The organism is Streptomyces sp. NPDC047049 (genome assembly GCF_040643995.1).
Classification (GTDB): Bacteria; Actinomycetota; Actinomycetes; order Streptomycetales; family Streptomycetaceae; genus Streptomyces; species Streptomyces mooreae.
Window position 1 is genome coordinate 571,317 of record NZ_JBEYVM010000004.1, and the last position, 16,927, is coordinate 588,243.

15 protein-coding genes are annotated in these 16,927 nt (G+C 70.3%); 4 read left to right on the forward strand and 11 right to left on the reverse strand.

The genetic code is table 11. The features are described from left to right. Positions 1–5 precede the first annotated feature (5 nt). The 3 genes from ABZ851_RS14010 to ABZ851_RS14020 form a co-directional block, all read right to left on the reverse strand. Positions 6–1,625 carry a SufS family cysteine desulfurase gene (locus ABZ851_RS14010; protein WP_361126001.1) on the reverse strand — a complete coding sequence of 540 codons (1,620 nt, stop codon included), beginning with the start codon at positions 1,623–1,625 and terminating at the stop codon, positions 6–8. Then, a complete protein-coding gene (locus ABZ851_RS14015; protein ID WP_361126004.1) occupies positions 1,612–2,994 on the reverse strand; it encodes a family 2B encapsulin nanocompartment shell protein in 1,383 nt (460 codons plus the stop codon). Before ABZ851_RS14015 ends, ABZ851_RS14010 begins: the two co-directional genes overlap by 14 nt. A gap of 547 nt (positions 2,995–3,541) precedes the next feature. Further along, positions 3,542–3,913, reverse strand: coding sequence for a peptidase inhibitor family I36 protein (locus ABZ851_RS14020; RefSeq protein WP_361126007.1), 372 nt, complete (start codon positions 3,911–3,913; stop codon positions 3,542–3,544). 623 nt (positions 3,914–4,536) lie between these two features. On the opposite strand from ABZ851_RS14020, the gene putP reads away from it, so the two are divergent. The 4 genes from putP to ABZ851_RS14040 all read left to right on the forward strand — a co-directional run bounded on the left by putP (position 4,537) and on the right by ABZ851_RS14040 (position 10,497). Then, a complete protein-coding gene (gene putP, locus ABZ851_RS14025; protein ID WP_361126010.1) occupies positions 4,537–6,039 on the forward strand; it encodes a sodium/proline symporter PutP in 1,503 nt (500 codons plus the stop codon). 227 nt (positions 6,040–6,266) lie between these two features. After that, on the forward strand, positions 6,267–6,956 hold the full coding sequence (locus tag ABZ851_RS14030) for a hypothetical protein (protein WP_361126013.1): 690 nt from the start codon (positions 6,267–6,269) through the stop codon (positions 6,954–6,956). Beyond that, positions 6,953–8,266: a HAMP domain-containing sensor histidine kinase gene (locus tag ABZ851_RS14035; protein WP_361126016.1), complete on the forward strand. Its 1,314-nt coding sequence runs from the start codon at positions 6,953–6,955 to the stop codon at positions 8,264–8,266. The genes ABZ851_RS14030 and ABZ851_RS14035 overlap by 4 nt, the downstream gene beginning before the upstream one ends. A 164-nt stretch (positions 8,267–8,430) precedes the next feature. Then, positions 8,431–10,497, forward strand: coding sequence for a SpoIIE family protein phosphatase (locus ABZ851_RS14040; RefSeq protein WP_361126019.1), 2,067 nt, complete (start codon positions 8,431–8,433; stop codon positions 10,495–10,497). Positions 10,498–10,635: 138 nt separating this feature from the next. Here the strand turns inward: ABZ851_RS14040 and ABZ851_RS14045 are convergent, their stop codons facing one another. From ABZ851_RS14045 to sbnB, 8 genes are all read right to left on the reverse strand, one after another. Beyond that, positions 10,636–11,280: a LysE family translocator gene (locus ABZ851_RS14045; RefSeq protein ID WP_361126022.1), complete on the reverse strand. Its 645-nt coding sequence runs from the start codon at positions 11,278–11,280 to the stop codon at positions 10,636–10,638. A gap of 109 nt (positions 11,281–11,389) precedes the next feature. Further along, positions 11,390–11,674 (reverse strand): hypothetical protein, encoded by a 285-nt coding sequence (locus tag ABZ851_RS14050; protein ID WP_361126025.1) that lies wholly within the window; start codon positions 11,672–11,674, stop codon positions 11,390–11,392. 165 nt (positions 11,675–11,839) lie between these two features. After that, on the reverse strand, positions 11,840–12,211 hold the full coding sequence (locus tag ABZ851_RS14055; protein WP_361126028.1) for an SgcJ/EcaC family oxidoreductase: 372 nt from the start codon (positions 12,209–12,211) through the stop codon (positions 11,840–11,842). A 229-nt stretch (positions 12,212–12,440) separates the two neighbouring features. Next, positions 12,441–12,755, reverse strand: coding sequence for a muconolactone Delta-isomerase family protein (locus tag ABZ851_RS14060; RefSeq protein WP_361126031.1), 315 nt, complete (start codon positions 12,753–12,755; stop codon positions 12,441–12,443). Between the two features lie 94 nt (positions 12,756–12,849). Next, positions 12,850–14,238, reverse strand: coding sequence for an amidase (locus ABZ851_RS14065; RefSeq protein WP_361126034.1), 1,389 nt, complete (start codon positions 14,236–14,238; stop codon positions 12,850–12,852). Then, the gene (locus ABZ851_RS14070; protein WP_361126037.1) at positions 14,225–14,434 is read right to left on the reverse strand and encodes a hypothetical protein; all 210 of its coding nucleotides are present in this window, start codon (positions 14,432–14,434) and stop codon (positions 14,225–14,227) included. Before ABZ851_RS14070 ends, ABZ851_RS14065 begins: the two co-directional genes overlap by 14 nt. A gap of 274 nt (positions 14,435–14,708) precedes the next feature. Beyond that, positions 14,709–15,782: a 2,3-diaminopropionate biosynthesis protein SbnA gene (gene sbnA / locus ABZ851_RS14075; RefSeq protein ID WP_361126040.1), complete on the reverse strand. Its 1,074-nt coding sequence runs from the start codon at positions 15,780–15,782 to the stop codon at positions 14,709–14,711. Between the two features lie 81 nt (positions 15,783–15,863). Then, positions 15,864–16,901 (reverse strand): 2,3-diaminopropionate biosynthesis protein SbnB, encoded by a 1,038-nt coding sequence (gene sbnB, locus ABZ851_RS14080; protein ID WP_361126043.1) that lies wholly within the window; start codon positions 16,899–16,901, stop codon positions 15,864–15,866. Between the last annotated feature and the right edge of the window lie 26 nt (positions 16,902–16,927).

Here is a 16,927-nt window from a genome sequence, read left to right on the forward strand (position 1 = left end):
CGGGGTCAGGTGGTCTGCTGCAACCGGTGCAGCGATGCCACCAGCTTGTCCACCTCCTCGGATGTGTTGTAGAGCGCGAGTGAGGCGCGGGCCGCGCTCTCCAGGCCGTAGTGGGCCAGGGCCGGTTGGGCGCAGTGGTGGCCGGCGCGGATGGCGATGCCGTCGCGGTCCAGCCACTCGGCGATGGTGGATGGGTCGTGGCCGGCGAGGGTGAAGGTCAGGACCGCGATTCTGTCGGGCGCGGAGCCCAGCAGCTCAAGGCCGGGAACCGTGGCCAGGGCCTGCTGTGCGTACGCCATCAGCGAGGTCTCGTAGGCGGCGATGGCGTCCCGGTCGAAGGAGGTCAGCCAGTTCAGCGCGGACAGCAGACCGACCACGCCGGAGATGTGCCCGGTCCCGGCCTCCAGGAGGTGCGGGACGGGGGCGTAGGTGGTGCGGTCGAAGCTGACCGATTCGATCATGTTGCCGCCGCCCTGCCACGGCGCCATGTTCCGCAGGATCTCCGGCTTCGCGTACAGGGCGCCGATGCCCGTCGGGGCGAACAGCTTGTGGCCGGAGAACACATAGAAGTCGGCGTCCAGGTCCTGCACATCGACAGGGAAGTGGGCGACCGCCTGCGCCCCGTCCACCAGTACCTTGGCGCCGTAGCGGTGGGCGAGCGCGGTCATCTCGCGCACCGGTGGGACGGTGCCGAGCACATTCGACGCCTGACTGACCGCGACGAGCCGGGTGCGCATGGAGAGCAGGTCGGCGTACGCGTGGAAATCGATCTGGCCGTCCGGCCGCAGGGGCACGGGCACCACCCGGGCACGGGTCTCCTTGGCGACCAACTGCCAGGGAACGATATTCGAGTGGTGCTCCAGTACAGGCACCAGGATGTCGTCCCCGGGTCCGAGGTTGGCCCGTCCCCAGCTCTGGGCGACGAGGTTGATCGCCTCGGTGGTGCCGCGGACGAAGACGATGTCGTCCGGTGACGGCGCGCCCAGGAACCGGGCGACCGCCGCCCGGCCCGCTTCGTAGGCCTCGGTGGCGTCCCGGGCCATGGTGTGCGCACCACGGTGGATGTTGGAGTTGGCGGATCCGTAGAAGCCGGCCAGTGTCTCGATCACCTGGCGTGGCTTCTGTGTGGTGGCCCCGTTGTCCAGCCAGACCAAGGGGTGCCCGTTCACGGTCCGGTGCAGGATCGGGAAGTCCCGGCGCGCCATCTCGGGTGAGAAGGCGGCGTGTTGACCGGGGAGGCCGGTGGGTTGTACGGGCTGGGTGGCGGCTGCTTGCAAGGGCTGGGTAGTGGTGGGATGTACGGGGCGGTCGGTGAACTGGGTGTGGGCGGCCGGTTCCGTGCTGAGCGGAGCAGCGGCGACCGGATCGGTAGTGGTCTGAGCAGCGGCGACCGGATCGGCGGTGGCCTGCGCAGCGGTGACCGGGTCCGCCGGCGCGGTCGTGGCCGCGGACGTGGCCGTGCTCATGGCCGACGCTGCCGCCAGCGCCGTGGCCAGTGCCGTGGTCAGTGCCGTGGCCGGATCCGCCGGAGCGGCCGGATCGGCGGACGTGCGGTCGTCGGCCGGCGGGTTTGAGGGGGGAGCCGTGTGCGGCCACCGGCTCCCGGTAACGTCAGGAATAGTCATGGTAGTTGGAGACCTCGACGTTCTGGAGCACGGCGAGTGCGTCCTCGACCAGCACCGCGGTGTTGAAGTACGCCGTCATCAGGTACGACGTGACGCCCTTCTGGTCGACGCCCATGTTCCGCATCGACAGGCCGGGCTCCACCTCGTCCTCGACCTTCGCGGGACGCAGGCCCACCACGCCCTGCTCCGCCTCACCGGTGCGCATCAGCAGGATCTCGGTGGTTCCGACGCCGGCACTGCCGGAGAACCGCACCTTGTCGGAGGGGAGCAGCGGGACCCCGCGCCAGCTCAGCAGCGGACTGCCGAAGCGGTTGTCGATGACCGGGGGCACACCCCGGCGCGTACATTCCCGGCCGAATGCGGCGATGGCCCTGGGGTGGGCGAGGAAGTAGCCGGGCTGCTTCCAGACCCTGGTCAGCAGTTCGTCCAGGTCGTCGGGGGTCGGGGAGCCGGTACGCGCCTGCACCCGCTGTCCGGGGGCCACATTGTTGAAGAGGCCGAATTCCGGGTGGTTGAGCAGCGAGGCCTCCTGCCGCTCACGCAGGGCGTGCACGGTGAGGTTGGACTGGGCGCGCGTCTGGTCGATGGGCCCGTTGTAGAGGTCGGAGACCCGGGTGTGGACGCGCAGCACGGTCTGGGCGAGGGTCATGTGGTACTCGCGTGGGGTGTCTTCGTAGTCGACGAACGTCATGGGGAGTTCCGGTTCGCCGACGTGTCCGGCGCTGAGATCGACCGGTACCTCGGCGCCGGGCAGGACGCCGTCCGCCGAGAGGTAGGCATCCATCGCTCCCCGTACTGCCGCGTCGCGTTCGTGCAGCCCGGAGAGCACGCTGCGTTCGACGCACAGGGCCACGCCGGGGGTGAGTGCCCGGACGCGGTACGGCAGGGGTTCGGAGCGGGTCCAGGCGTCGAGGTCGAAGAACTGGCCGTCACCGATCACTTCGAGGACGGCGTCCTCGCCGTAGCGGCCGCTGACCCGCTTCTCGGCACGCCCCTGGGCGATCACCCACAGCTTGTCCTGCGCGTCACCGTCCTGGGCCAGCATTTCTCCGGCCTCGAAGGTGACTTCCGTGAAGGAGTCCGCCAGTTCGGAGAGCAGTGCGTCGTCGGCGTCCCGCAGGTACGGAAGTTCCCGCAGGTCGCCCGGGATGATGCGGGGCGAACCACCGTCGTTGTGGGTGCTGATGCGGTCGTCGCCGAGCACGTAGGTGCGGCGGCGGTTGACACGGAAGACACCCGATTCGACATCCACCCACGGCAGGGCACGGAGCAGATAACGCGGGGTGATACCGCGCATCTGCGGGCTGGTCTTGGTGGTGGTCGCCAGTTGCCGTGCCGCATCCGGGGTGAGACTCGTCTGGTCGTTCATCACAGGACCTCCTCGACGACGGGCGTGTCAGGTGACCGGCACCCGGCCGAGCGACACGCGGGAAATCTGATCGTGTGGTCGAGGCCCGTCACCCGCAACCAGCCATTTGACGGCGTTAGGCCGGAAATATTCGGTGTACGAACGTCGCAATTCCGGATATATGTGCGGCTGCTGGGGTGGGGGGTGCCGCTATGGTGCGCGCTCATTCCGGGATCTTCGGAGCCGGGGTGTCCAGGTCGCTTTTTCCTGCTGCTCGGCCTGCCGGATATGCGACGTGATTTGCTCTCATAACAGTCCTTGGCGATTCCTCAAGGAAAGCTTATGCGGGGGGAGTTGACCCACTTCGACGCCGCGTCAAACCATTCTGAGGGCTCTTTCTTTCCGTGGCTTCTTGCCTCAGGGGTCAGAGGGTTCAGGCCCGGGCCCGGGTATGCGCCGGGCCTCCGGGTGTGCGCCGAGCCCGTGCCCCCGAGCAGATGACAGGAGCCGCCTTCCCCGGGGGTGGTGACCCTCGGGAAAGGCGGCTCCTGTGCCGTGCCGGTTCCTCCTACTGGGGCTTGAAGGAACGGATCTGGTAGCTGCCCTGGAGGTTGCCTCCCGCGCCGGAGGGCGTGGACCCGACGCGCGCGTGGTAGTTGGTCTGCGTGTAGTACTGCACGCGGTGCCGGGTGTTGTTCCATACGGAGCGGACGTTCTGTCCCCGCTGGATGAAAGAGCAGTCGTCGGCGGTGTTCGCCTTGCTGGACTGCGACCACTGGCAACGGGTCCCCCCGCCGTTCCAGTCGCTGTAGATGCAGAAGTATCCGGAGGTGCAGTGGAAGCGGGGGGAGGCCGTGGGAGTCGCGGTCGCGGTGGGTACGGTCCCCAGGGCGGCGGTCAGGGCGGCCGCGGCGACGACGAACGAGCGAAGACGGCGCATGGGAAGAACTCCTTTTCCTCGATGGAGGCCGGCGAGGTCAGGGCCGCTGCGGACCGGCCGGGACGTCGCATACGAGCAGGAAAGCCAGGCCGCGCCGGGCCGGAGGGGCGACGGGCGGCCGGCCGCGAAGCGTCACCAGTATGGTTCGCGGCCGCGATGCCCGCTCAGGGCATTTCTGGCCTCGCCAGGGCCTGTTGGGGCGCGACGGCGCAGGCACCGGGCGTACGCCGCATGCACCTCCACGCACGCGAGGAGCGCACTCGCACTCGGTTCACGGGCGGCAAGCCCCGTCCGGTAGCTGCCGGATGGAGTCGGTGCCCCCTCGCGGAAGCGCTGCCCCGTTGGTCCGGAACGCAGAGTTCATGGGTGCCTGACGGGTTTGGTGCGCTGTGGGGAAGTGCGCCCGGGTATGACCCCGCCGCCCGGACCGCTTCAGGCCTGTGGGGCCTTTGATTGCAAGGGACATCCGTCCAAAGGGGTGCCGCTCCCGATGACTGCTCCGTATTGTCAGCTCGCGCCGGAGCCTTCCCGTCCGGAAGCTCCGTGTGGGATCCCTCCGGGCCCGCGATACCTGGCAGTGCCTGCACCGAGGAGCAGTGGTGACACCCCTGATCGTACCGGTCATGATCGTATTTGGAATATTCCTGCTTGCCATGGTGACCGTGGGTATCTGGACGTACCAGGACACGCTGACGTTCTCCGACTTCGCCCTGGGCGGGCGCCGGTTGAGTGCGCCACTGGCGGCCCTGTCCGCGGGGGCCAGCGATATGTCCGGCTGGCTGTTCCTCGGTCTGCCCGGGGCGGTGTACGCGGCCGGGATAGGCGCCTCGTGGATTGCCGTCGGCCTCGCCGTCGGTACGTATCTCAACTGGCTTCTGGTAGCGCCGCGTTTGCGTATCTACACCGAGCTGGCCGGCGACGCCAAAACGCTGTCGGCGTACTTGGAGGAGCGCTTCGAGGACGGCAGCAGGATGCTGCGCCTGGTCTCGGCAACCGTCATCGTCGTGTTCTTCACCGTCTACGTGGCCAGCGGTCTCCTGGCCGGGGGAGTGCTGTTCGAGGAAATCTTCGGCGGCGGCTTCGAGTTCGCGCTCACCGTCTTCGCCGTGGTGATCGTCGTCTACACCGTCCTGGGGGGCTTCCGCGCGGTGAGTGTGACGCACTCGGTGCAGGCCACGGTGATGTTCTGCGCGGCCGTTGCGCTCCCCGTGATCGGTATCGGGCTGCTCGGGGGCTTCGGCGCGACGCACAGGCTGCTCGCCCACAAGACGCCGTCCCTGCTGGACATGGGAGCCAAGGCCCACTTCGACGGCGCCCGGTGGACGTCCGGCGGGCCGCTCGGCGCGGTGGCCGTCATCTCCCTGCTCGCCTGGGGTCTGGGCTATTTCGGCCAGCCGCACATCCTGGCCCGCTTCATGAGCATCCGCAGCACCCGCGACATTCCGTTGGCCCGCCGCATCGGTGTGGGCTGGGTGGTCGTCTGTCTGGCGGGTGCCTCGCTCGTGGGGCTGGTCGGGATCGCCGCGCTCAACAAGCCGCTGGACAACCCGGAGACCGTCTTCATCGAGCTCTGCGCCCAGTTGGTCAATCCGTGGGTCGCGGGCATCCTGCTGGTCGCCGTGCTCGCCGCGATCAAGTCCACCGCGGACAGCCAGCTGTTGGTCTCGGCGATGGCCCTCACCGAGGACTTCTACCGGGCCTTCGTCAAGCGACGGGCCTCGGACGCGTCGATGGTGCTGGCGGCCCGTGTGACGGTCGTGGTCGTGGCGTTGGTGGCCTACGCCATCGCACTCAGCGGGGGCGCCGTACTGGATATCGTCGCCTACGCCTGGGCGGGCTTCGGCGCCGCCTTCGGCCCGGTCATCCTGCTGTCGCTGTACTGGCCGCGCATGACGCGGGCCGGGGCGATGGCCGGCATCGTGACGGGGGCGGTCACCGTCGTCCTGTGGAAGCAGATCGACCCGCTTCTCGGGCCGCTCCGGTCGGGCATCTACGAGATGGTGCCCGGTGTGCTCGCGGCCACCGCGGCGGCGCTGCTCTTCGGTAAGTTCGTCGGCCGTCCTCCGCGCCGCACCTGGTCGGGCCCCATGGAGAACCGGGCTGCCGCTACGGTGCCGGCCGGCTGAGTCCGCGGGGCGGGGGCGGAGGGCAGCTGGGCGTTGCGCCCGGCTCCGCATCCCGGCCCCACGGACCTCACGCGCCCCACCCGCCCACCAGGCCCCCCGAACGTCCCCCGGTCGGACCCGTCCCGGCAGCGCGTCACGCGTCTTATGATCCAAGAGGCTCAACGTGCACCACGACGGGAAAAGATGTGCCTCTTCACCGTTCCTTGTCGCCCCCCGGGCTCCTACGGATGGCGTCGTCCGCCCTCGCGGCGACAGGCATGGCCGTGCTGTTGAGCAGTTGTACGCAGAGCGGGGAGCCGCTGAGCGCCGGACGTACCTCGGCCGCCTCCGCCCCGGTGCGGCTGTGGCCCGAGCGGAAGCCCGCGCCACAACCCGAGCGCGGAAGGGGCGAGAACCTTCCCGCGGCCGTTCCCGGAGTGCCGCCCCTGCCGTCCGGCGACATCCGCAAGGCGAACCTGTTCACCGTCGTCAAGGCGCAGACCGCCGCGGGTTCCGCGCTCGGCGGCGGGCCGCAGTTCGACTCCGCCACCACGAGGAAGATCAACGCCTGCGCCGCGGAGCCGGAGCGCTGTCCGGTGCGAAAGCCCCAGTACCGGGACCTGACGGGCGACGGCAGGGACGAACTCATCGTCGGCATCGAGTCGCCGGACCACTCACTGGCACTGTGGGTCTTCACGCTCGACCACGGGCAGGTCACCCGGATCATGGACGCCGGCGCGACACCGCTGTCGGTGGAGATCGCGAACGGCGATCTGATCCTGCGGGAGCCCACCGGCACGCCTGGCTACGACACCCGCACGGTCTACGCATGGGACGCGCGGACGCGGACCATGGCCCTGCGGTCGATGGAATTCGACCAGGCGCACTCCGCCAGCCCCGCCCCGGAGCGCACACCAGCCCCGGAGCGCACCCCGTGAGCGCCGGCCCGCCCCGGACCCGGCTGCGCCTGCCCGCCTGGACGACGACGCTCCACGGGAAGTTCGCCGCCTTCGTCATCGTCATGTGCTGCGTCCTCGCCACGGTCGTCGGGGTCCTGGTGCACGTCCTCGTCGGGCGGCAGGCGGAAAGCCAGGCCCGCAGCGCGGCGCTGTCGCAGCTGGACTCCGTCGCGGCGGCGTACGTCGCCGGGGAACCCCTCGGCCGCGACGCCGCGGTGGACCCCGCCGACCTCCCCGCCCCGCTCCGCGCCATGGCACTGCGGGGCGAGCGCGGCACCCAGCTCGCCGACCACCAGGGCCGCCCGGCGATGTGGGCCGTCACCCCCGCCGACGGCAAGGCGCTGGCCGTCCATCTCGACTACAGCCGGCGCGCCGCCGCGATCCGCGGACTGGACCGGACCATCGTCGGCTCCTCGGCCTTCGCGATCGCCCTCACTCTCGCCGTCGGACTGTTCGGCGTCTCCCGTATTACCCGTCGGTTGCACCACACCGCCCAGGTGGCCCGCAGAATCAGCACCGGCGATCTCGACGCCCGGGTGGACGACCCCCGCGTCCTGTGCGCCCCCTTCGCCCAGGACGAGACCGCCGCCGTGGCGGCCGCACTCGACGCGATGGCCGCCACACTGCAGACCAAGCTGCACAGCGAGCAGCGCTTCACCGCCGATGTGGCCCATGAGCTGCGCACTCCGCTGACCGGCCTGCGGATCGCGGCGGAGCTGCTGCCCCCCGGCCGCCCCGCCGAGCTGGTGCGGGAGCGGATCCGGACCATGAGCCGGCTGACCGAGGACCTGCTGGAGATCTCCCGCCTCGACGCGGAGGTGGAGCAGGCCGATATCGAGGTGCATCAGCTGGGACCGCTGGCCGAGCGTGCGGTGCTGGCCACCGGGCTGCAGGCCGAGGTCCGTACCGAGCGGGACACCCGGGTGGAGACCGACCACCGCAGGCTCCAGCGCGTGCTGGGCAACCTCGTCTCCAACGCCCACGGGCACGGCCGACCGCCGGTCCTCCTGACCGTCGACGGCCGCGTCATCACCGTGCGGGACCACGGGGACGGCTACCCCGGCCACCTCCTCGACCACGGTCCCCAGCGGTTCCGGAGCCGGTCCGGCAGCGGCCGGAGGACCGGCCACGGCCTCGGACTGACCATCGCCATGGGACAGGCCCGGGTCCTCGGCGCCACGCTGCGCTTCTCCAACGCGCCGGACGGCGGCGCCGTCGCCGAGCTCGTCCTGCCGCCGTCGGTCCCGGGCCCGCGGCGCTCCCCGCCGACGAGGACCGGCAGCCCCTGAGGGCTGTCTCGCCAGTACCCGGCCCCAAGCCGTACCCGGCCCCACGCCGTATCCGGCCCCCCGCCGGAGTGTCCGCGCCTGAGCGACAAGCGCAGAATGAAGAGAGCCGCTCTCCGTCCGGCGGGCGGACCGCCACCGTGCGCGGCGGGTGGAAGGGAAAGCCGGTGCCAGCAGATCGGCCGAGCGACGCGAGGGCTCGTGGTCCGCTCTGGTCCGAGCCCGGTTCGCTGCTGGAGCATGTGGCCGTCGCCGTGTTCGGCATCGACGACGACAACCGGATCTGCTACTGGGGCCCGGGCGCCCGGGACCTCTTCGGCTACCACGCGGCCCAGGCGCTGACGAAGCCCGGCGCCCTCCTTCTCCCCGGGCCGCCCGGGGGAGGACCCGACGCCTGCGCGCGTATGGCGGAGCGGGGCCGGACCCTGGGGTACTGGCGCGGCCGCCTGGACGCCGTGCATCAGGACGGCACGGTTCTCGACTGCGGGTTCCGCGTCTTCCCGGTGACCGGCGCCGCGGGCCGCTCGGTGATCATGGCGCTGGCGAGCCGCGGTGACGAGCTGGACCGGGTGAAGACCAACCTCGCCTTCCTCGACGCCCTCTTCGAGACCTGCCCCATAGGCCTGGCCATGTTCGACGCGGAACTGCGCTACCTCCACGTCAACCAGGCGCTCGCCGACATGAACGGACTCCCCATCGAGGAACACCTCGGACGGCGCCTCGCCGAAATCATGATCACCTCGGACGGCGGTGAGTACGAGCGCATGCTGCGCGCCGTCGCCGCGGAGGGCAAACCCGTCACGGGCGTGCGGGTGGGGATGCGCACCCGGGGCCACCCGGACCGGGACAAGGTCCTGTCGGTGAGTTTCTTCCCGCTCACCCAGGCCGTGGGCACCCACCGGGGAGTGGGCGGCCTGCTGGTGGATGTGACCGACCGCGAGCAGGCCATCGTGGAGGCAACCGCCACCCGTCAGCGGCTGGCACTGCTGAACCGCGCCACCGCCCGGATCGGCACCACCCTGGATGTGCAGGTCACGGCCCAGGAACTGGTGGAAGCCGCGGTCCCGGACTTCTCCGACGCGGCCGTCGTGGAGCTCGTGGAGTGGGAGGACGAGCAGGCGGCCTTCGACCCCGCCTTGCCGGTGGACACCCACCGCATCGCGCACGGCACCGTCCTTCCCCCGCCCGCGACGGAACTGGTGAGCGGGGTGGACGTGGTGCACTACCCGCCGGGCTCCGCCATCCATCAGATGCTGCGGACCGGCCGTCCCCTGTGCGTAGCGGTGAACCAGGAGTTCATGGTCCGCACCATGCTGAACGAAACCCGCGCCCGGCTGATGGCCGACAGCGGTCTGGCCTGCCTCCTCCTCGCTCCGCTCATCGCCCGGGGAACGGTCCAGGGGATCGCGGTCTTCGGCCGGTCGGCGGCCAGACCGGCCTTCACCGAACAGGACCTCAGCCTGGCCGGTGAGCTCGCCTCCCGGGCGGCGCTGAGCCTGGACAACGCCCGGCTGTACAACCGGGAGAGAAACATCGCGCTCACCCTCCAACGGGCCCTGCTCCCCACCGCTTTGGCGCCCGGCCCGTACCTGAACATCGCCCACCGCTACCTGCCCGGCAGCCGCGTCACCGAGGTCGGCGGTGACTGGTACGACGTGATCCCCCTGCCCGGCGGCCGCGTTGCCCTGGTCGTCGGTGACGTCATGGGACACGGGGTGTCGGCCGCCGCGGCGATGGGCAGGCTGCGCATCGCCGCCAAGGCGCTGGCCCGGCACGACCAGGAACCGGACGGGCTGCTCACCGAGCTCGACCAGTGCGCCGAAGAGGCCGGCATCGAGCTCGCGACCTGCCTCTACATCCGCTACGACCCCACCACCGGAGGCACCCGGATCGCCAGCGCCGGCCACCCTCCGCCCCTCGTCCGGCACCCGGACGGCCGGATCCAGCTCATCGACGAGGTGCTCGGAGTGCCGCTCGGCGTCGGCGGCTGTCCCTTCCGGACGACGGAGATCGAGCTGCCCGACGCGGCCACCCTCGTGCTCTACACCGACGGCCTCATCGAGTCACGGGGCCACGACATCGACGAGGGCCTGGCCGGCCTCCGTACGGAACTGGGCCGGATCTCCGACTCGTTGGAAGACACGGCGGACCGTATCCTCGCCGGCCTCCTGCCGAGTTCCCCGGCCGATGACACGGTCCTGCTGCTCGCCCGGGTGCATCGCGCGCAGCGGTGATGTCCCGAAGCGGCGGCGAGCGGCGGCCGGCCTGGACGCATCGCGGCCCGGCTCGCCACCGGGAAGCGGAAGGGGAAAGGGGAAAGGGGAAGCGAAAAAGGGAGCAGGGAGTGGGAAGCGGACGACTGCCGGGTACGGTCAGTCCGCGCGGCCGGTGGCCGCCACCGTCATGCCCAGACCGATCATGGCGAAGCCGCCCGCGCCACCGATCATCGACAGCCGGCGTTCGGAACGCGCGAACCAGGCGCGGGCCGCCGAGGCCGTGAGCCCCCACATCGTGTCCGTGATCAGGCCGATGCTGATCGGCACCAGGCCCAGCACGAGCATCTGGGCGGGCAGTCCGCCCGCCGCGCGGTCCACGAACTGGGGGAGCACGGCGGCGAAGAACACGATGCCCTTCGGGTTGGTAACGCCGACAAGGACGCCGTCGGCGATCGTGCGCAGATCACCGCGGGCGGGCTGCGCCGGCACATCCGCGGTACCCATCTTCATTTCCTTGCGGTGCCGGAACGCCTGGACTCCGAGGAAAACGAGGTAGGCCGCGCCGGCCAGTTTCACGGCGAGGAAGACCGCGGCGGACCGCTCGACCAACGCGCCGAGGCCGAACGCCACCGCGGCCACCAGCAGGTACGAGCCCAGCACATTGCCCAGTACCGTCGCCAGTGCTGTGCGGCGGCCGTGCGCCAGAGCCCGGCCGATCACGAAGAGCACGCTCGGCCCCGGGATCGCAATCACCAGCAACGACATCGCCGCGAACGCAAGCAGCCGGTCGGTCGACACCATATCTCTCACCTCGGCGCCCATTAGATCAGGTGCGGCGTGGTGCCTTGCCCCCCGGTGGATCGCAGCCTCGGCCCCTTCCCGCTCCGGCCGCGAACCATACGGAACGGGGCTACGCCACGACGGGCAGCAGGCCGGCTACCGGGGCGGCCAGGTCGGTCACCTGGTGCAGCTGGCCGAGGTCATGGAGGTGCTGAAGGCCGGTGAGCTGCCCGGTGACCGTGGGCATCTGGCTCTGGTATCTGGCGGGGACGGGCGCGACACCGAGGCTGTCGAGCGTGCTGAGGACGGAGATTCCCTGCCCGGTCGGCGGGGCGGTCGGGGCTACGGGCGCGGCCGAGGCGGACGACACCGCAAGGCCCGAAGCGCCGGCGGTCAGGACGAGTGCCGCATACATGCGTCGAGTGGAGATCACGCTTTCACAAACGGCACCGGCGCCGGGGTGGACACGGTTCCCCGCCGACTTCACCCGGCCAGAGGAGGCGCACGGCATGCTCCGTCCGGCGCCGCCCCGTGGCCTTTCGCGCCCTGGGCGCCTCCGTGATCCCGGGCGATGAAGCGGCTAACTGCGGCGGGAGACGTGATAGTGGCTGATGTACCAGCCGTGCTCCCTCTCCTGAAGCAGCACGGTGAGGTTCACGGCGATCGTGGGCCTGTCGGTGAACGAGAAGTCCACGTCCAGGTAGCCGAGTACGAGGTCGTCGGCGGGCCGCCTGGTTTCGAGAATCCGGTACTCGGCGGTCATCCCGAGGGGCTTTGAATCGTAGTACTCGGTGATGCCCGGCCGCCCGACGCTGTAGGGATGCAGCCCTTGGAAGATCGCGTCCTCGGTGAACTGGGCGGCGACCCGCTGTGGTTCATGCGCGTCGACTGCCGCCTTCCACCGGTCGAGCACGTCGTGCAGGACGGCCTCGCTGTCTTGTGAGCTGTTCATCAGGGTTCTCCTGTGGGGGCGGCACGGCGGCAGGCCGCGAAAACCGGGCCGGGAGACAGGGGGCGAGACGCGGCGCGATGCGGCGAGACGCGGCGCGATGCGGCGAGACGCGGCGCGATGCGGCGCGACGCGGCACGTTCTCCCGGTTTGATGACGACGCTCGGCCTGGTCGTCCGTCGCAACAGACGTCCCGCCGAGGTCGCCGTTCCGGTGCCGAGGTGGCTGCGCCTCAACGGCCCGGGTCATTAGGGTGCGGGGACAGCGGCGTCACCGTGTCGTGCCGCCACACCCGCAGGGGCATCGACACGAGGACCTGCTCCAACTGCTCCGCGTCGTCCGCGCTGAAGAGGCCCCAGGTGCGCCATTCACCAGGCGCGAGCGGCGGCCGCCACAGCCGCAGCAGGATTCCCCGCGCGGCCAGTTCCCGTGACCGTACCGCCTCCCGGGCCCGGATCTCCGCCACGGCCTCCTCGGACGTGCCCTGCGGAACGGTGGTCACCATGTCGACCAGGAACTCCATCAGCGGCTCTCCTCGCCACGTCACGCCTGACTTCGGGAACAGTAACGTCGGCCCCGGTCTGTTGGTGATCACACACGGGCACGGCGCGCCGACCCGCAACGACGGCCATGGCGAACGCTCATGCCGGCGGCCTCATCCATGGGCGGGCGTTCTCGTACGCCTGCCCGGTGCGCAGCACCGTGGCTTCATCCAGGGGCCGCCCTATCAGCTGCATGCCGATGGGCAGGCCCCCATGATCGCGGCCGACCGGCAGGCTCAGGGACGGCAGTCCGGTGATGTTCGCCGGGGCGCTGAGGCGGACATAGGCATCGGAGACGCTTTCCGTGCTGCCGTCCGGCCACGAGACGGAGGTCTGGCCCGTTTTCGTGGCGGTCATCGGCACGGTGGGCGCCGCGAGTACATCGATCCGGTCGAACATGCTCAGCCACGCCTGGCGCATGAGGGTGCGGGAGCGCTGGGCCCGCAGGTAGTCGCCCGCCGAGACCAGCTCGCCGGCCTCCAGGAGGACCCGGACGTCCGGCGCGTACAGCTCGGGGACCGACCGCAGCGTCCTTTCATGAGAGGCGGTCGCCTCGGGGACCATCAGGCCCCACTGGGTCGCCTGAACGTAACGCGTCATCGGGATCTCGACCTCGACGAGTTCGGCCCCCATGTCCGCCAGTTGCCTGTGGGCCTCGCGCACGGCGGCTTCGACTTCGGGGGCCACGCGGTCGAAGTAGTAGTTGACCGGTACGCCGACGCGCAGACCCCTCAGGTCACCGTCCCCCGGGGGCAGCGGGTAGCCGGTCGGCGCCGGCCGGAGACTCGCCGGATCCTGAGGGGCGGGGCCCACCAGCGCGGACAGGACGAGCGCCGCGTCCCGCACGGTCCGGGTGAGGGGGCCGACGTGGTCCAGCGACCAGGACAGGGCGACCACGCCGTGCAGGGGGACGAGGCCGTAGGTCGGTTTGAGACCGACCAGCCCGTTCAGCGCCGCGGGCACGCGGATCGAACCGCCGGTGTCCGTCCCCAGGGCAAAGGTGGCGGTTCCCGCTGCCACGGCGACCGCCGAACCACCGCTCGACCCGCCCGCAATCCGGTCCTGGTCCCAGGCATTGCGCGTCTGAGGAGTCGTCAGCCCGTAGGCGAATTCATGGGTATGCGTCTTCCCGATCAGAACCCCGCCCGCCGCGGACAGGCGTCCGGCCACGGCGCTGTCCGCCTTCGCGAGGTGGTCCGCCCTGACCCGGGAGCTGGCCGTGGTCGGCAACCCGGCAGCGTCGATCATGTCCTTCAGCCCGAAGGGGATGCCGTGCAGGGGGCCGCGATATCCGCCCGCGGCGATCTCGCGTTCCGCTCGCGCGGCCGCATCGCGCGCCGTCTCGCCGGCCAGGGTGACGTAGGCCCGCAAGCGTTCTTCGACGGCGTCGATCCGTCCGAGTACGGACTCGGTCAGCTCCACCGGGGAGAGGCTTCTCTCCTCCACGGCAGCGGCCGCCTCGGCAAGTGTCAGCTCAAAGGGCTCCATTGGCCGCCTCCCCTTCGACGACGTAGGTGGCGGCGGGCGGCGTCTCCCCGAAGTCCAGCTCGCGCAGGGTGCGGATGACGCTGTGGATGTGGTTCGCGGTCGCGGCCACATCGCTATGGCGCTCGTCCGGCAGCGGGAGCCCGGCGTGGAGCGCCCATCGGGCGACTTCGCCGGCGGTGAGTTCGACGGATGTCATGGCAGGTCCTCGACGCGTGGGTGGGGTGTGTGCGGTCGGTCGGTGCGGTGGTGGTGAAGCTGCGCCACAAAGGAAGCTAACGCAATTTCTTTGCGTTAGCTTCAGGGTACGGGGTAACGCCAGTTAAAGCAAACACATAGCTTTTGTGCTGATGTTGACCGACCGACCGACCGACCGCGTCGCAGGACGGTGCGATCCGGCCGGCCGGGCTGTACCGGCCGGCCGGATCCGTGCCGGCTACCGCGGCCGGCCTCCTGCGTACACGGGCCCGGATCTAGATGTCGCCCGCCTGCTCCTTGCGCTGAGGGTGCGGATACGGGTCCTCACCGCGCCTCGGCGGTGCGGGGCGGATCTCCCGGGAGTCGGCCGGGGCGGCTGCGCCGGAGGCGCCGTCGGAGCCGAGCATGTCCTCGCCGTACAGGTCCTGTACCCAGTTGGCCTGGTAGATGGTGTCGAGGTAGCGCTCGCCGAGGTCCGGGGCGATGGCCACCGCGGTGAGCCCGCGCGTGTCGTGCCGGGACAGCCAGTCCATCGCGCCGCTGACGACCGTGCCGGTCGAGCCGCCGAACAGGAAACCGTGGCGGGCGAGTTGGTGGCAGGCACGGACGGTGTCCGCCTCCGCCACGCGTACCGCCTCGTCCACGAAGGACTCGTCGAGCAGCGGGGGAGGGACGCTCATGCCCAGGCCGGGGATCATACGGCGTCCCGGCGCACCGCCGAAGGTCACCGAACCGACGCTGTCCACCGCGACGATCCGCACCGGCCGGTGCCACTGCCGGAAGTAGCGCGCACAGCCCATCAGGGTTCCGGTCGTGCCCGCCCCGATGAACAGCACGTCCAGATGCGGGAACCAGCGGGCGATCGCCGGTGCCGTCGTGCGGTAGTGCGCCTGCCAGTTACCCGGATTGGTGTACTGGCTGAGCCACACCCAGCGGTCGTCGGAGGCGCACAGATCGCGGACGTAGTCGAGCCGTGCGCCGAGGAAGCCGTTGCCGGACTCGTCGGCGGCGATGACGTGCACCTGGCTGCCCAGGGCCTCCATCATCAGCCTGGTCGACAGGTTGCAGCGGGAGTCCGTCACGCACAGGAACCGGTAGCCCTTGCTCGCCGCGATCATGCTCAGTGCCACCCCGAGGTTTCCGGACGAGGACTCGACCAGGACCGAGTCGGGAGTCAGGGCGCCCTCCCGCTCGGCCGCCTCCACCATCTCGGTCGCGGCCTTCAGTTTGATCGAGCCGGCGAAGTTGAGGCCCTCGCACTTGAGGAACAGGGACTGCCCGAAGATCGCCTGGAGGTCGACGTAGAGTTCTTCCTCGTTGAAGGCGTAGGGAACAGAGATGACTGGCATGATGGGTCCCTCCTCTGGAGGCAGAGCACCTTCGGATTTCCATCCGACTAGGGCGGACTCCTCATTGCGCCGGTGCCGGTCTCATCCATACCGGCGCAGTTCATGGAAGAAGTTGTCGACGACCTGCAGCTGGCCGGAGCGGACCACCTCGTCGTAGACGTACTTGCCGACCGCGAGATCGAGCACGCCGAGACCGAACGGTGAGAAGACCGCGGGCCGGTCCGCCGGCACCGTCACCCGCCCGTTCATCACGTCGTCCAACGTGCCGTGCAGGAAGTCCCGGTTGCCCGTGAGCTGTTCGGCCAGGTGCGGGGAGGTGTCGGCGGTGAGACAGTGCTCGACGTCGTCGACGATGTTGGTCGAGGCCAGCAGGATCTGCGGTGCGAGGTCGCGCAGCGACACGTGCAGGACCACCGGGTGGTGGGCGAACCACGACGGGTCGTGGACGTGCGGCCGGCCGGCGACGGTGGCGAAGACCACCAGATCGCTGAGGCGGATCAGTTCCTCGGCGCTGTGGTGCACGGTGATCCGGCCGGCGGTGCCGGTCTGCTCCAGGTACAGGCGGAAGCCGGCGGCGCTGTCGGCGGACAGGTCGTGCACGCCGATCTCGTCGAACGACCAGCCGGTGCCTTCCAGGAACGTATGGATGTAGCGGGCGATCAGGCCCGTTCCGAAGAACCCGACGCGCACCGGGCGCGGGCGTCCGCGGCTGAGCCAGTCGGCCGCCGACGCCGCCGATGCGGCGGTTCTGGTGGCGCTGATGATCGAGCTTTCGAGGCAGGCGAACGGGTAGCCGGTGGCGGGGTCGTTGAGGATCAGCACGGCGGAGGCACGGGGAATGCCGGACGCCACGTTCTCCGGGAAGCTGGAGATCCACTTCAGCCCGTCCACCTGTGCCTCTCCGCCGATCGAGGCGGGCAGCGCGATCATCCGCGAGGACCGGCGGTCGGGGAACCGGAGGAAGCAGGACGGAGGGTTCACCGAGGCACCGGCGCCGTGCAGCCGGTAGGTGTCCTCGACCACCTCCACGAGGTGCTTCTCCCGTCCTTGCAGGGCGGTCTGGACCTGCGCACCCGAGATCACGGCGAACGGGGGCACGGTGAGCGGCGGTTTCGTCATGGCGGACTCCGTTGCACTGGAGCGGT

Excerpts from the sequence above, each read along its gene's own strand:
- ABZ851_RS14010 (WP_361126001.1), bottom strand. The coding sequence starts at position 1,625 with ATGACTATTCCTGACGTTACCGGGAGCCGGTGGCCGCACACGGCTCCC.
- ABZ851_RS14015 (WP_361126004.1), bottom strand. The coding sequence starts at position 2,994 with ATGAACGACCAGACGAGTCTCACCCCGGATGCGGCACGGCAACTGGCG.
- ABZ851_RS14020 (WP_361126007.1), bottom strand. The coding sequence starts at position 3,913 with ATGCGCCGTCTTCGCTCGTTCGTCGTCGCCGCGGCCGCCCTGACCGCC.
- putP (WP_361126010.1), top strand. The coding sequence starts at position 4,537 with ATGATCGTATTTGGAATATTCCTGCTTGCCATGGTGACCGTGGGTATC.
- ABZ851_RS14030 (WP_361126013.1), top strand. The coding sequence starts at position 6,267 with ATGGCGTCGTCCGCCCTCGCGGCGACAGGCATGGCCGTGCTGTTGAGC.
- ABZ851_RS14045 (WP_361126022.1), bottom strand. The coding sequence starts at position 11,280 with ATGGTGTCGACCGACCGGCTGCTTGCGTTCGCGGCGATGTCGTTGCTG.
- ABZ851_RS14050 (WP_361126025.1), bottom strand. The coding sequence starts at position 11,674 with ATGTATGCGGCACTCGTCCTGACCGCCGGCGCTTCGGGCCTTGCGGTG.
- ABZ851_RS14055 (WP_361126028.1), bottom strand. The coding sequence starts at position 12,211 with ATGAACAGCTCACAAGACAGCGAGGCCGTCCTGCACGACGTGCTCGAC.
- ABZ851_RS14065 (WP_361126034.1), bottom strand. The coding sequence starts at position 14,238 with ATGGAGCCCTTTGAGCTGACACTTGCCGAGGCGGCCGCTGCCGTGGAG.
- ABZ851_RS14070 (WP_361126037.1), bottom strand. The coding sequence starts at position 14,434 with ATGACATCCGTCGAACTCACCGCCGGCGAAGTCGCCCGATGGGCGCTC.
- sbnA (WP_361126040.1), bottom strand. The coding sequence starts at position 15,782 with ATGCCAGTCATCTCTGTTCCCTACGCCTTCAACGAGGAAGAACTCTAC.
- sbnB (WP_361126043.1), bottom strand. The coding sequence starts at position 16,901 with ATGACGAAACCGCCGCTCACCGTGCCCCCGTTCGCCGTGATCTCGGGT.